Source organism: Pseudomonas sp. B28(2017) (assembly GCF_002113025.1).
In the GTDB taxonomy this organism is placed as follows: Bacteria; Pseudomonadota; Gammaproteobacteria; order Pseudomonadales; family Pseudomonadaceae; genus Aquipseudomonas.
In genome coordinates this window covers 540,311-554,825 of sequence record NZ_NEJH01000001.1, presented here as the reverse complement: position 1 = coordinate 554,825, position 14,515 = coordinate 540,311, and the positions used below count along the sequence as shown (strand labels likewise).

The window sequence follows — 14,515 nt, the reverse complement described above, 5'->3', positions numbered from 1 at the left end:
GCTCATTTGCCCGACTCGGTACCGTTTGGCGAAGTGACGCGAACGCCGCCCTGCCCGGCCAGAACCAGATTGCCATTGCCTGCCGCAGTCACTGCCGAGACGGAAATACGGTCCGGACGGTTGACCACCGTGAAGGTTTCGCCATCGTCGCTGCTGCGAATCACCGAGCCGCCGTTGCCAACGATAACGATGGAACCATCGTCGAGCAGCGTGCCACCGGACAGCCCGAACTCCAGGTCGCCACGTTCGGCCTTGAGCTCGACTTGCTCCCAGGTGTTGCCGAAATCCGTGGAACGGTAAAGGTTGCCGCGCAGTCCGTAGGCCAGCAACGTATTGGGCTGCGCCGTGCCGATCACGCCAAACAGAGAGCCTTCGTACGGACCTTCGAGTTTCTCCCAGGTCTGGCCCCAGTCCGCGGAGCGGAACATGCTGCCCTGCTCGCCAACGATGAACAGCCCGGCATCCTTGACCGCGGCAATCGCATTCAGGTGGTACTGGTCTTCGTTGTCCAGGCGGTCGCTGGCGTCTTCCCAGTTTTTTCCACCATCGGTGGTGGCCATCAACGAACCATAAGCGCCCACGGCAAAGCCGCTGTTGACGTCCTGGAACCAGACGTCGAGCAGCGGCGACTCACGTTTGAGGTCTTCGAATTGCCTGGTCCAGGTCGCACCGCCGTCCTCGCTGGCGAGGATCTGCGCGTCATGACCGACGGCCCAGCCGTGCTTGTCATCGACAAAGAATACCGACGTCAGCAGGGCCCGGCTCGGGACCTTGGCCTGGGTCCAGCTGGCGCCCTGGTCATCGGAAAACAGGATGTGCCCACGATCCCCGACTGCCACCAGGCGCTTGCCGGCGTGGACGACATCGAGCATCAGGCTTTTGACGGCCCTGGCAGATTCAATGGAATAAACAACGTCGGATGCTGGCGCCGCCGCGGCCAGCGCAGGTGCCGACAGCATGGCAGAGCCCAACAGCGAGAGCGCTGTGGCCAGCAACGCGAATTTGCGTAGTGCCGGCGGGCGGCAGATACCCACACCCATGACAGGCTCACTCATAGACCTTCCCCCATTATTATTGTTAGGTCGTTCAACCTTTCTGGGCGCCGCAAGGGTGCGTGTCTGGACCGGCTGTTTCAGAGCATAGTCCTGAAACCCGCAATCCAGAGCCCCTTCGGAAGCTGGCTTATCCTATCGGTGTTTTTTAATGTCTGACAATCGACGCCACGTTATGTTTTGTTAACCGGGTGGGATGTGCGGTTGTTCTGAATGGTTGGGTATCAGGTGAGGTGATTGCGTTTTTTTTGGGGGGAGGGTTGTGTTCGGTGTTCGGTGTTCGGTGTTCGGTGTGCATATCCGTTGCTGCGGTCACGGCGACTTATGGTTCCGCCTTTACGGCGGGTTACTTGGAAAAGCCCCAAGTAACCAAGGGCTCTTGCCCCTGACGTTCGGTGCCTCGCCAAGGCTCGGCATTCCCTCGCTCCGGTCCTGCTCCGTGGGCCCGCCGCGATCGGCCATCCATGGCCGTACGCGGCTAACCCGGCATCCATGCCGGGTTGCCCACTGCGCAGAACCTCCACTCGGCCTCTCGAGGGGGCAAGCAGATCAAAAGCCAAAGCGAGGCGGCCTACCGGCCGGCCTGATCGCAACTGAACGCGCTCCTACAATGGGTCTGCGTACACCCACGCTCTTCACCACTCAACAGGCCGAGCGTTAGCTCGCCTGCCGCTCTTGATCTTGATCCACCCGCCCCCTCGGCAGGCTGAGTGGAGGTGTTCATCCGGGGATGGGCGCGCAGCGCCGTTCGACGCAGTCGAACTCATTGCAGGGAGGTGCAGCGAAGCAAACCGTAGAGCAATGCCCCCGGATGAATACCGGAGCGAAGGAACCCCGAGCCTAGGCGAGGGGCCGTACGTAAGGGGCGAGACTTTTTGGTTCCTTTTGTGTCGTTTGACAAAAGGGACCCGCCGTAAGGGCGGAACCATAAGCCGCCGTTACCGCAAAAACGGATATGTACTCAATCAACCAAGAACCTGGTCGGCCCAGAGGCCGCCAAGTTCAAAAGCCAGGATCAAGCCAAACTCTTGCTGACCACCTCAAACACATCACTGGACAACTGCCCCGAAGCACGAATCCGCTCCAGCTCCCCCTTCATCAACGCCTGACGAGCACTGTCATACTTGCGCCAGCGAGTCAAAGGCGCCAACTGGCGAGAAGCAATCTGAGGATTGAAGCCATTCAACTCGATCACCAGATCCGCGAGGAAGCGATACCCGGAACCATCGGCGGCGTGGAAGTTGACCAGGTTCTGTCCGGCAAACGCACCGATCAGTGCCCGCACCTTGTTCGGATTCTTGATGTTGAACGCAGGATGCTGCATCAACTGACGAACTCGCTCCAGACCACCCGGCAACACACTGCCGGCCTGGACGCTGAACCACTGATCCATGACCAGCGGGTTGTCCATGAAGTGCTCGGCGAAACTCGCCAGCGCCTTGGCCTTCTCAGCCTCAAACGGCGAATTGACCAACACGGCGAGTGCAGTCAGGCGCTCGGTCATGTTGTCGCACGCATCGAACTGCTCCAGGGTTGCGGCCAAAACTTCCGGTTTGCCGCTGAGCATCAGGTACGACAACGCGATGTTCTGCAGGGCACGACGAGCGAAATGCCCGGCTTCGGCCACATACGGCGTCTGCTTCGACGATTCGCGATTGGCTTGATAACGCAGCCACAGACCTTCGAACAAGGCGTCGGCCAGTTGCTTGCGGGCAAACTCGCGGGCGATGTGGATGGCGTCGACATCCGCCACTTCGCTGATCTCGGTCAGGTACGCCTCGCTCGGCAGCGACAGCATTTCCGCCACCATCGCCTGATCCAGCGACTCATCCGCGAGCACAGTGCGCAACGCGGACACCAGACGCTGATCGAGTACCAGCGCTTCGCCCTTCTGCTGTTGGGCGATCAACTCTTGCAGCACCTGCACCGACAGTTGCTGGCCGGCATCCCAGCGATTGAAGCCGTCGCTGTCGTGCTGCATCAGGAACATCAACTGGTCGCGGTTGTACGGGAAGCTCAGTTTTACCGGCGCAGAGAAACCACGCAGCAACGAAGGCAGCGGCTGTTCGGCGATGTCGACGAAGGTAAAGGTCTGCTCGGCCTCGGTCACGGAAATGACCCGCGAGGTGCCTTGCGCGCGGGCTTCACCGGACAGGCGCAGGGCAATCGCTGCCCCTTTGGCATCCAGCAGCCCCAGTTCGACCGGGATCACGAACGGCAGCTTTTCAACCTTGTCCGGGGTTTGCGGACAGCTCTGGCGGAAGGTCAGGCTGTAGGTTTTCGCCGCCGCGTCATAAGACTCGCTCACTGCCAGGCGTGGTGTACCGGCCTGGCTGTACCAACGCTTGAACTGGGTCAGGTCGACGCCATTGGCATCTTCCATGGCCTTGATGAAGTCATCACAGGTCACCGCCTGGCCGTCGTGGCGTTCGAAATACAGGTCGCTGCCTTTGCGGAAGCCTTCGGCACCGAGCAACGTGTGAATCATGCCGACCACTTCCGAACCCTTTTCATATACGGTCAGGGTGTAGAAGTTGGAAATCTCGATGAAACTGTCCGGGCGCACGGCGTGGGCCATGGGGCCAGCGTCTTCGGCGAACTGGTGGGTACGCAGGTACGCCACGTCCTGGATGCGCTTGACCGTGGCCGAGTTCATGTCCGAGGAGAAACCGGCATCGCGGAACACGGTGAAGCCTTCCTTGAGCGACAGCTGGAACCAGTCGCGGCAGGTCACGCGGTTGCCCGACCAGTTGTGGAAGTATTCGTGGGCGACGATCGCCTCGACCCGCTGGTGCGCGGCATCGGTGGCGGTCTCGGCTTTGGCCAGCACGGCGCTGGAGTTGAAGATGTTGAGACCCTTGTTCTCCATGGCGCCCATGTTGAAATCGTTCACAGCAACGATCATGAAAATGTCCAGGTCGTACTCGCGACCATAGACCTCTTCGTCCCAACGCATGGACTTCTTCAGGCTGTTCATGGCGTGCTGGCATTTGTCGATGTTTTCCGGCTCGACATAAATGCGCAGCGCCACAGTGCGCTCGCTCATGGTGGTGAAGCTGTCTTCGACACACCACAGGTCGCCGGCCACCAGCGCAAACAGGTACGCCGGTTTCTTGAACGGATCTTCCCAGGTCGCCCAGTGCCGGCCGTCTTCGCCTGGACCGGAAGCAATCGGATTGCCGTTGGACAGCAGCACCGGATAGCTGTGTTGTTCGGCGACGACCGTGGTGGTGAACGTGCTCATCACGTCCGGACGGTCGAGGTAATAGGTGATCTTGCGAAAGCCTTCGGCCTCGCACTGGGTGCAGAACATCGTGCCGGACTTGTACAGGCCTTCCAGCGCAGTGTTGGTTTCCGGGTGGATCCTGACACTGGTATCGACCGTGAAGGTGGTGCTGGTCGGGTGCAGGGTCAGGTGATTTTCAGTCAACTGGTAGTCGGCGGCGCCCAGCTCACGGTCGGCCAGGGTGACCGACAACAGCTCCAGCTGCTGGCCGTCCAGCACCAGCGGCGGCAGCCCCGGGCCACGCTCGGGATTGCGGCGCATCACCAGTTGCGCATGGACCAGGCTGTGGTCCTCGAACAACTCGAAGGTCAGGTGCGTTTCGTCGATCAGGTACTCGGGCGCCTGATAGTCCTTCAGGTAAATCATCTTCGGTTGTTCGGTGCGCATGCTGGAGTCCTTACTGATGCACGGCGAGCTGGTAAGCCGTGTATTTACGAATATTGATCACGCCGGTGTCGAAGATCAGGTACTGGCCCTTGACCCCCATCAGCGTGCCTTCGGCAATCGGGTTCTTGTCCAGGTTGAAGCTGACAATCTTCGCCGGGTATTGCTCGACCGGGTAGCGGATTTCCAGCGGTTCGACGTCGGTAACCGTCTGGATAGCCTGCAAGCCAAATCGTTGCTGCAGCCCCAGCAGACCTTCGGCGCAGCTGTCGAACAGTCGGTCGCGAACCTCGACCAGGTTCACGGCCGCCGCATCGCCCTTGAGTAAAGCACGCCAATTGGTCTTGTCGGCCACCTGGCTACGGAACAGATCCTCGACGAAACCGGACTGTTGCCGGGTCGATACACGCATGATCGGCAAGGCCTGGCTCGCGCCCTGGTCGAGCCAGCGGGTCGGCAGCTGGGTGGCCCGGGTAATCCCGACTTTTACCCCCGACGAGTTGGCCAGGTACACCACGTGATCGGTCATGCAGAACTTCTCGCCCCATTCGGGCTCGCGGCAGGTGCCGGCGTCGAAGTGGCAACGCTCCGGGCTCATGACGCACACGTCGCACTGGGCCAGTTTGGTCATGCACGGGTAGCAGTAACCCTGGCTGAAACTGGTTTTGGTCTTGCGTCCGCAATGGATGCAGTGAATCGCACCCAGGTATTCCAGGCGCACCCTGCTGCCGATCAACGGATTGACCGGGACCTCGGCCTCACCCAGACGGAAAGCATATTGCACGTTCGCCCCGTCCAGGCGCGCCGACATTTTGCTGATTGCACCGCGGCCAATCTCGATCAATGGATGGCATCCGACTTGAACAGGATATTCGGCACTTCGATCGACTTCGAGGCGCATTCCTGCGGCCCCATGTAGCCGGTACGCTGGTCCTCGGGCAGGTTCTGGATTTCCCAGGCGATCATCGCCTGCAACGACAGCTCGCGTTGTTCGGCGGTGAGTTTGCCACCGTCGGACCACTTGCCGATTTCCACAGCCAGCTTCAGGCTCTCGTAGATATCGGGGGTGATGTTTTTGATCATTTCGTTAAAAGAGGACATCAGGTCTCCGTGCTCTTTATTGCATGTCTGAATTAGGCGGCCAGTTTACGGCGGTTATACAAACCGCCCAACAAACCGGTGAAGCATCCGATGAGTAACCCGCTGACATGCGCCGCGTTGGCGATTTCGCCGAAGCCGATCATCGAGACCAGCCCGGACAGGCACAGCAGCAACCACACCAGCATCATCACCAGCACACCGCGCGGCAGGCGATAAGCCGGGTTCGGCGCCAGCAGCTGGAAGATCCAGCAATGCCCGAGCAGACCGTACAGTACGCCGGACAAGCCGCCGAACAAGGTCGGGCCGCTGAAGTAATACTGGGCGAAGTTGGACACCAGGCTGAACAACAAGGTCAGGCCGATCAGGTTGATACTGCCCTGGCGCGACTCGATGCGCCGCCCCAGTTCCCAGTACCACATGCCGTTCATCGCCAGGTGCAGGATGCCGAAGTGGATCAGCATCGGTGTGAACAGGCGCCACCACTGCCCTGCCGCCAGGCTGTCGGCCAGTGGCGTGAAGTGGATGTATTCGCCGACCACGCGGAACTCGAGGAAGGTCAGCCAGCGCATCGTTTCAAGGTTGTCGCCGAGCAAGGTCACCGCGCCGACGATCATGCTCAGCAACAGCACCAGCGCGGTGGCCCTGGCGTATTTCAATTGTTCGACGAACCCCGGACGCTTGATGGTCTGCGCCACCGGAATGTCCAGTTGCTGGTCGGGATCGCCCGCCGGAAAGCGTTCGTACAGCGCGCGCACGTCTTCGCTGATGCTGTCTGGCACCCACAGCACCTGCTCGCCCGCTTCCTCGCTGACCCGATGGGGCACTTGCATGCGTTTGAGCAGCGTGACGAACCCGCTCAAGTCCACCGCCAGAGGCAGACGCAATACCGCTACAGCACTCATTGCAGCACCTCCGGCCGCTCGACATCGACCCAGACGAATTTATGCGGATCCAGGCGGGTTTCCTGATCCAGCCGATAGGCAACCAGTTTGCCGTACAGCACCGCGCTGTAATCCAGGCAGGCCAGGTTCGGCCGGATAGGTGCCGGCTTGCCGCTGCGCCAGTAATGACCAACGAAAAGCAGCGGCTCATCGATGCCATAACGCAGCAAACTGTTCTTTTCGGTGGACGACAGCGGCGTCCGGGCCACGGGTTCCGGAAGTGCATCCGGCTGGAACACGATGTCGCCGTAGGTTTTCGGATCGTCTTCCCAGAACTTGGTGCGGAAGAACGAACGCGTCAGGCCGTCGCCGCTGGTCATGGTCAGGCCATGGGGCAAGCGCATGTCCGTGCCGCGTAGCAGCCGGTCGAACACGGTGCAGGCAAACGAACCCGACTGCGCCGACGCCTGAAGAAAAGGCTCGTCGACGCAACCGTTGGGGAACAATGCCCGCAGCGGCTCGATCAGCCCGGCATCCCAGCAGGCGTGGACCACGCGAAAACGCCCGGCATCGACGAACAATGGCAGCTCATAGAACCATTGCAGGAAGTCGTGCCAGTCACCCGGATGGTGTTCGAACTGGGTCAGGGTCTCATGCAGCAGGCGGGCATGACGCGGCGTGTGCTCGCGCACGAACTGCTTGCCGCTGCCGGGCAGCGCCGGCGTGGCCCAGCCCAGCGCGTTGAACTCATGGTTACCCATGATGCACAGCGCATGACCGGCCTCGACCATGTCGTGGACGATGTGCAGCGCCTCGCGAATCCGCGGGCCGCGATCAATGATGTCGCCGACGAATACCGCCATGCGCGAATCGTGTCGCCAGACGCCGCCCTGTTTGTGATAACCGAGTCGGTCGAGCAAGTGCTCCAGGGTCAGAGCGCAACCATGCACGTCACCGATCAGGTCGTAGCTACGCGCGGGATCGAGCATCAGTCGCCTCCACCCCCCAACTTGCTGCCCCAGCCGAGCTTGGTCCGGCAGACTTCATAGTAGTTGTGGTCGAGCGGATGAATCAGCCGCAACTTCTGGGCTTTCTTGCTCACGGTAATGGTGTCGCCGGGCGCGCAGGTGAAGTGATTCTGCCCGTCACACGAGACTTGCGGGTAAATCTGCATATCCTTGGACACGACGATTTTCAGCTCACTGTTGCCATCGACCACAATCGGTCTACCCGACAAGGTATGGGGGTACATCGGCACGATCACAATAGCGTCGAGCTTGGGATGCATGATCGGTCCACCCGCCGACAGCGCGTAAGCGGTCGAACCGGTCGGTGTAGCGACGATCAGGCCGTCAGCCTTCTGGCTGCAGACGAACTGGCCATCGATGTACAGCTCGAATTCGATCATTCGCGTAGATTTGCCGGGGTGCAGCACTACATCGTTCAACGCATCGCCCTGACCGATGGCCTCGCCGTGGCGGCGGACTTCGGCCTGCAGCAGGAAGCGGTTTTCCACCAGATAGTGGCCATCCAGTACTTCGGCGACCTTGGTTTCCAGCTCATCGGGGCGAATGTCGGTCAGGAAGCCCAGGCTGCCCCGGTTGATGCCGAGCACCGGAATATTGTGCCTGGCCAACGCCCGGGCGGCACCGAGCAGGCTGCCGTCACCACCGACCACAATGACCATGTCGCAGACTTCGCCGAGCATCTTGCGCGACGAGGTTTGCAGGCCGTGCCCTGGCAGCACTTCGGCGATGGTGTCTTCGAGGATCACGTGCAGATGACGATCGAGCAGAAACCGTTTCAGTCGGCGGACGGTATCCAGCACCTGGGAACTGCCCAGGCGACCGATGATGCCGATATTGCGAAATTGCTCCATGGGGCTCCTGCGGGGATCTGTGTGGCGGCGAAGACCACGATTATGGGCGAAAGCCGGCCGTAGACAAAATCCTTTCAGCTTCAAGGGTGTGCCCGGGTTTCGCGCTATGCTCGCAAGATGATGCTATTTCCGGATTTGCTCCACCTGCCCCATCAGTTACGCCATCCCGAAGTGCGTGACCTGGCGTGGGTCATCCTCGCGCCACCCATGCTGGGCGATACCCCGTGGCCGCAACGCCACCCGTTGGCCGGCAGCGACTGGGTGCTGGCACCGCAACGACTGGAGCATTGGCTGCTGCAGTTGGACCGCGACAGTTATGGCTTGCTGCACTGGTTGGCCCAGGCCCGGACCCGGCGCCTGGGTCTGTACTACGAACGCCTATGGCAATTCGCCGTGCAGCATGCGCCGGGCATTGAATTGATTGCCGCCAACATGCCGATTCGGCGCGAGGGGCACACCCTGGGTGAACTGGACATGCTGCTGCGCGACCGCGACGGTGTGCATCACCTCGAACTGGCGATCAAGCTCTACCTCGGCCCACAATCCGGCGACGGACACGACACCGCCCAGTGGCTGGGTCCGGGGTGCCATGATCGGCTCGACCGTAAACTGGCGCACCTGAGCCAGCATCAACTGCCGATTTCCGCACGTCCCGAGAGCCGTGAAGTGCTCGCAGGTCTGGATATCCAAGCGTTCAGTGCCCACTTGTGGCTGGGAGGTTATCTGCTGTACCCATGGCCCGGACAGGCCGCCCCGCCGTTGGGTGCGCATCCGCAGCATTTGCGGGGACGCTGGCTGCATCAAAAGGATTGGCAAGCGTTGTTGGCCCAGAGCCCGCCGGGGCGTTGGCAACCTCTGCCCCGCCATGCCTGGCTGGCGCCGGCGCACTATTCGGTGGAGCACACCTGGAACCCTGGCCAGATGCAGGCGTGGCTCGATGACCTGGACCCGCTGGCGCCGGCACAATTGCTGGTGCGTCTGACGGAAAATGCCAACGGTGACTGGGAAGAAGCCGAACGTCTGTTTCTGGTGGCGGATCTTTGGCCGAACGTACCGGGTAATGCCTGAGTTTTTGCCGTGCCTGGCCATGAACATCAAACTTTCTTGTGCTGCTCGACCCATTGCCCATAGGCATTGATGAAACTTTGCAGGAACGGTTTGACCGACTCGGACAACCTGCCCGCCTCGTCGAACGCCGATCCGGCGTTCCCCAGATAGGCCTCCGGTTGCTGCATCAGCGGCACATTGAGAAACACCATGGATTGACGCAGGTTGTGGTTGGCCCCAAACCCGCCGACGGCCCCCGGCGAAACGCTGATGACGGCGCCCGGTTTACCGTTCCAGGCACTTTTGCCATACGGACGCGAACCCACGTCAATCGCGTTTTTCAGCGGCGCCGGCACCGACCGGTTGTATTCCGGGGTCACGAACAGCACCGCGTCGGATGAACGCACCTGTTGCCGGAAAGTGCTGTAGGCTGCCGGCGGTGAAGCGCCATCGATGTCTTCGTTATAGAGCGGCAAATCGCCAATCTCGACGATGTTGAGCTTGAGATTGACCGGTGCCAGCTCCATCAGGGCCCGTGCGACCTTGCGGTTGATCGATTCCTTTCTCAAGCTGCCGACCAGGACGGCGACCGTATAGACGTTGCTCATGGGAATTTCTCGACTGTCCGATATGAAGAGCTTGTAGTTATAGATGACGATTCCAGCAACGGGCGACTGAAAAAGCCGCCCCTGACTATTTTTTTTCTACAGGAAAACTTACCGCACCCAGTCACGGTCTACAGAGCCGCAAATTGAGTGATTTATCTCCAGAGGTTCTAAGCAGATGGCAGCAGTACTCGTCGGTCAGTTCCATGCAAGAGACGCGCAAGGCCGTATTTATTCGGTGCACGAGTTCCAGGAATCCACCCCGGCGGTAGACGGTTCAGGGCCTGTCACCACCTACAAGCTGGCCATTGGCGATCGTGTCAACAAGCTCGACGACAATGAATTTCTGCTGGTGCAAACCGGCGTTACCCTTACCCGCGAACCGCAAACCGCCAGCGCTTCATAACTCGTCGTTATGAGCAGAAGTCATATGCGCGGACTTGGGGTAGGATTCAGCCACTGACTCCGCCACCTGCCGAACATGGACTTCATGCATGCGTTTACGCCATATCGAAGTGATCCAGGCACTCTTGCAGACCGGTCACCTGGGCACCGCCGCCGAATGGCTGCAGTTGCCGGTGACCGAAGTCGAGCATTTGCTACGCGACGCCGAGGATCAGTTGGGTTTCATGCTGTTCGCCAGCGTGCGCGGACGCTTGCAGGCCACCCGCGAAGCGCGGGAATTGCAGATGGAAATTGCCCGGGTCTACGACGCGCTCGAGCCCGTACAGCGCCTGGCCAACAGCCTCAGGCAATACCTGGCGCCGCCGCTGCGCGTAATCTGCACTCCGCCTCTGGCCAACCAATTGTTGCCACACAGCATCGCGGCCCTGCGCCGACGCCTGCCCGACGCACCTTGCACACTGCTGAGCCAGCCGACCCGCGACATCGTCAGAAGCCTGCTGCTGCGTGAAAGCGATCTGGGACTGAGCCTGCACAACCCCGATCACGCCGACCTCGAATGCCTGGTGATTGCCCAAGGTAAACTTCAGTTGCTCGCACCCCATGGCTGGCTGCAACCGAAACAGAAATACATTTCACTGCAGGATCTGGCCGGTCAATCAATGATCGGCCTGGAGGGGCACGACCCGCTGAGCCCGGCACTGGAAAACAAACTGCACGGCTTGCGCCCTGCTCCGGTGATTCAGACCCGGGTCCAGACGCATCAGATGATGCGCAGCATGGTCGAGGCCGGCGAAGGCCTGGCCATCGTCGACCCCTTCACCGCCCTTGGTGCCAAAGCCTCGGGACTGGACACCTGTCCGCTGGCGCCCGCCGTCCCGATCAGCCTCTACGCCCTGTCCCTGAAAAACGCCGAACCGTCTGCGGCGGCTCAGACCCTGTTGGCCATCGTCACGGAACAAGCCGCGGCGATGCTGACGAACTGAGTGGGCTTTCCAATGGATTTTCGAACAGTCGATACCAGAACAGCGCCACTTCGGCGGTGTTCGGATCGATGCCGCGATAACGCAGGTGGTCGATCCCGCCAATCACGTAACCACAGCGTTCATAGAGCCGGCAGGCCCCAAGGTTGTTGTTCTGGGTTTCGAGCATGATGCCCGGGAGTTTTTTCTTGCGGCTCCAGAATTGCGCCACATCCAGCAGCGCCTTGGCCACACCATGCCGTCGGGCCGGTGCATGCACCGCCAGTTCGTCGATATGGGCAAAACCGTTCCAGTTGGTGCTGACCACCAGATGCCCCACGGGCAGGTCATCCAGATAGGCCATGAAAATCGCGCAGTCGGCGGCATCGCGAAAGCTGCTGAACTCCTCGGGGTCGATGCCGTAGCACTTGCGATAAGGCGTGATCGGGGTGACCGGCCACTGTGCCACCGGCGTACCTATTTCGGCCGCACCATAGGCCGCGACTTCAAAACTGAAATCACTGCCCCAGACATAGGCGGCAAAACCGTCATCGGCAACCCGAACCGACAAGCCTGGATAAATCGGATTCATGACCGGCTGCATACTGGGAAAGGTCCTCACTCCTTGATGCAATCGACGGTGTAGCACCGCCCACTGCCCTGGTCTTCATGTTGCAATCCGTGCACATCAGCAACAAACCCCGGGAAACTGCTATCGAACGTGCGGGCAAACGCCAGGTAATCGATGATCGAGCGAGTCGACTCGGTAAAGCGCTCGCCAGGCATGATCAGCGGAATGCCGGGTGGATACGGCACCAGCATCACCGCGGCGATCCGCCCGTCCAGCGCATCGATCGACACCGCCTCAACCTCACCTCGCACCAATTGATCATAGGCGTCCGCCGGTTTCATCGCGACTTCCGGCAACACGGTGTACATGCGCTTGAGGTGCCTGGCGGTGGCGTTGCTGCGATAACAGGCATGCAATTGATCGCATAGATCACGCAGGCCCATGCCTTGATACCGCGCCACATTCTCTTGCGCCACGCAAGGCAGGCAACTGGCCAGGCTGACATTGGCGTCATAGCCGCGCTTGAACTCCAGCAACTCGGTGAGCAGCGTGCTCCACTTGCCTTTGGTGATGCCCATGGAGAACAGCACCAGGAACGAATACAGCCCGGTTTTCTCGACCACCAGGCCACGCTCCCAAAGGAACTTGCTGACCACCGCCGCCGGAATCCCGCGCTCGCTGAGGGCACCACCGGCCGTCAGCCCCGGCATCACCAGCGTGACCTTGATCGGGTCGAGCAACACATAATCCTCGGTCACGCCGCCAAAGCCATGCCAGTCGGCATCGGGCTGCAGCAACCAGTCCTCGGTGACGACCCGCTCGACGCCTTCCGCCGACGGCGGTTGCCAGATCGAAAACCACCAGTCATCCGCGGCAATGTGCTGTCGCAAGTTGGCCAGCGCCCGGCGAAAACTCAGAGCTTCGTCGAACATTTCCTGCAACAGCGAACGCCCGGCCGGCCCCTCCATCATTGCCGAGGCCACATCCAGCGAGGCGATGATGCCGTACTGCGGCGAGGTCGAGATATGCATCATGAACGCTTCGTTGAAGCGATCCCGGTCCAGTTGCCGCGTACCGCCATCGCGCACATGAATCATTGACGCCTGACTGAATGCCGCCAGAAGCTTGTGAGTGGAATGGGTGGTAAACACCAACGGGCTGTCTTCATCACGGGACGTGCCCATGCCATAGCGCCCGGCAAAAAACTCATGAAATGCCGCATAGGCGTACCAGGCCTCGTCGAAGTGCAGCACCTCAACGCTATTGCCCAGTTGCTGCCTGATCAGTTCGGCGTTGTAACAGAGGCCGTCATAGGTCGAATTGGTCACCACGGCGAGCTTGACCTTCGGTGAACGACCCTTGGTCAGCGGACTGGCATCGATCTTGGCCTGAATGGATTCGCGGCTGAACTCACTCAGGGGAATCGGGCCGATGATCCCCAGTTCATTACGCTCCGGACACAAGTACAGCGGGATCGCGCCGGTCATGATGATCGAGTGCAACACCGACTTGTGGCAATTGCGATCCACCAGCACCAGGTCATCGCGAGCGACCACCGAGTGCCAGACAATCTTGTTGGCCGTGGAGGTGCCATTGATCACGAAAAAGGTGTGATCGGCGCCGAAATTGCGTGCTGCACGGGCCTCGGCTTCAGCCAGGGGGCCGGTGTGATCGAGTAAAGAGCCGAGTTCCGGCACCGACACCGAAAGATCCGAGCGCAGGGTGTTTTCCCCGAAAAACTGGTGAAAAGCCTGCCCGACCGGGCTTTTGTGATACGCCACGCCACCGCCATGACCAGGGGTGTGCCAGGAATAATTGGAGTCCGCCGTGTGTTGCACCAGGGCCTTGAAAAACGGCGGTAACAGACCATCAAGGTATTTGCGCGCGGCGCGGGCCACCTGCCGGGCGAGAAAGGGCACCGTGTCTTCAAACAGGTAAAGAATGCCGCGCAACTGATTGAGCTCGGCCATGGCGTCGGCGGGTGCATTTTCCAGGGTCACTTTTTCGCCCAGGGCGAAAATCGGCAGATCCGGTGCACGCACTCGCGCCAGACCGATCAGTTCGGCCATGTTTTGCAACAAATGCGAATGGGTGCTGGCGTCCTCAGACGCAATCAACATGCAGGACAGACCATGGTAAGTCGACGCCACCAGTCGTCCTTCGGTGTAGTCCACCGCCGAAACGACGCTGAATCCTTCCTGCTCCAGCTCCCTGGCAATCCCCCGCACACGGTCACCGGCGACGCTGTCGGCCTTGATGTCACGATGGACGATCAGGACCGGGAATTTCAGATCTTTATACATGAGGCTCAGTGTCCTGAGGCGGCAGACCAGAGCCTGCCAATC

13 protein-coding genes are annotated in these 14,515 nt (G+C 60.5%); 3 read left to right on the top strand and 10 right to left on the bottom strand.

Going from position 1 to position 14,515, the window contains the following annotated elements:
• Positions 1 to 2 precede the first annotated feature (2 nt).
• The 7 genes from CAF65_RS02640 to CAF65_RS02610 form a co-directional block, all read right to left on the bottom strand.
• Positions 3 to 1,055: a YCF48-related protein gene (locus CAF65_RS02640; protein WP_085714882.1), complete on the bottom strand. Its 1,053-nt coding sequence runs from the start codon at positions 1,053 to 1,055 to the stop codon at positions 3 to 5.
• A gap of 1,012 nt (positions 1,056 to 2,067) precedes the next feature.
• A complete protein-coding gene (gene pepN, locus CAF65_RS02635) occupies positions 2,068 to 4,725 on the bottom strand; it encodes an aminopeptidase N (protein WP_085714881.1) in 2,658 nt (885 codons plus the stop codon).
• A 10-nt stretch (positions 4,726 to 4,735) separates the two neighbouring features.
• Entirely contained in the window at positions 4,736 to 5,566 is an 831-nt protein-coding gene (locus CAF65_RS02630) for a DUF2797 domain-containing protein (RefSeq protein ID WP_085714880.1), read from the bottom strand.
• Positions 5,563 to 5,823, bottom strand: coding sequence for a YeaC family protein (locus tag CAF65_RS02625; RefSeq protein WP_060540507.1), 261 nt, complete (start codon positions 5,821 to 5,823; stop codon positions 5,563 to 5,565). The genes CAF65_RS02630 and CAF65_RS02625 overlap by 4 nt, the downstream gene beginning before the upstream one ends.
• A 32-nt stretch (positions 5,824 to 5,855) precedes the next feature.
• Entirely contained in the window at positions 5,856 to 6,725 is an 870-nt protein-coding gene (locus tag CAF65_RS02620; RefSeq protein ID WP_085714879.1) for a rhomboid family intramembrane serine protease, read from the bottom strand.
• Complete coding sequence (locus CAF65_RS02615; protein ID WP_371918995.1) at positions 6,722 to 7,696, bottom strand: metallophosphoesterase; 975 nt, start codon at positions 7,694 to 7,696, stop codon at positions 6,722 to 6,724. The genes CAF65_RS02620 and CAF65_RS02615 overlap by 4 nt, the downstream gene beginning before the upstream one ends.
• The gene (locus CAF65_RS02610) at positions 7,693 to 8,583 is read right to left on the bottom strand and encodes an NAD(+) kinase (protein WP_057398469.1); all 891 of its coding nucleotides are present in this window, start codon (positions 8,581 to 8,583) and stop codon (positions 7,693 to 7,695) included. The genes CAF65_RS02615 and CAF65_RS02610 overlap by 4 nt, the downstream gene beginning before the upstream one ends.
• A 117-nt stretch (positions 8,584 to 8,700) precedes the next feature.
• Between CAF65_RS02610 and CAF65_RS02605 the strand changes: the two genes are divergently transcribed.
• A complete protein-coding gene (locus CAF65_RS02605; protein WP_085714877.1) occupies positions 8,701 to 9,651 on the top strand; it encodes a DUF1853 family protein in 951 nt (316 codons plus the stop codon).
• A 26-nt stretch (positions 9,652 to 9,677) separates the two neighbouring features.
• Here CAF65_RS02605 and CAF65_RS02600 read toward each other — a convergent pair whose 3' ends face one another.
• The gene (locus CAF65_RS02600; protein WP_085714876.1) at positions 9,678 to 10,238 is read right to left on the bottom strand and encodes an NADPH-dependent FMN reductase; all 561 of its coding nucleotides are present in this window, start codon (positions 10,236 to 10,238) and stop codon (positions 9,678 to 9,680) included.
• A 175-nt stretch (positions 10,239 to 10,413) separates the two neighbouring features.
• On the opposite strand from CAF65_RS02600, the gene CAF65_RS02595 reads away from it, so the two are divergent.
• Together CAF65_RS02595 and CAF65_RS02590 are read left to right on the top strand one after the other, a co-directional pair.
• A complete protein-coding gene (locus CAF65_RS02595) occupies positions 10,414 to 10,641 on the top strand; it encodes a hypothetical protein (RefSeq protein ID WP_085714875.1) in 228 nt (75 codons plus the stop codon).
• 88 nt (positions 10,642 to 10,729) lie between these two features.
• Positions 10,730 to 11,623, top strand: a complete 894-nt coding sequence (locus CAF65_RS02590) for a LysR substrate-binding domain-containing protein (protein WP_085714874.1) — start codon at positions 10,730 to 10,732, stop codon at positions 11,621 to 11,623.
• Here the strand turns inward: CAF65_RS02590 and CAF65_RS02585 are convergent.
• On the bottom strand, positions 11,589 to 12,203 hold the full coding sequence (locus CAF65_RS02585; protein WP_085714873.1) for a GNAT family N-acetyltransferase: 615 nt from the start codon (positions 12,201 to 12,203) through the stop codon (positions 11,589 to 11,591). The genes CAF65_RS02590 and CAF65_RS02585 overlap by 35 nt on opposite strands.
• A gap of 14 nt (positions 12,204 to 12,217) precedes the next feature.
• A complete protein-coding gene (locus CAF65_RS02580; protein ID WP_085714872.1) occupies positions 12,218 to 14,473 on the bottom strand; it encodes an arginine/lysine/ornithine decarboxylase in 2,256 nt (751 codons plus the stop codon).
• Positions 14,474 to 14,515 lie beyond the last annotated feature (42 nt).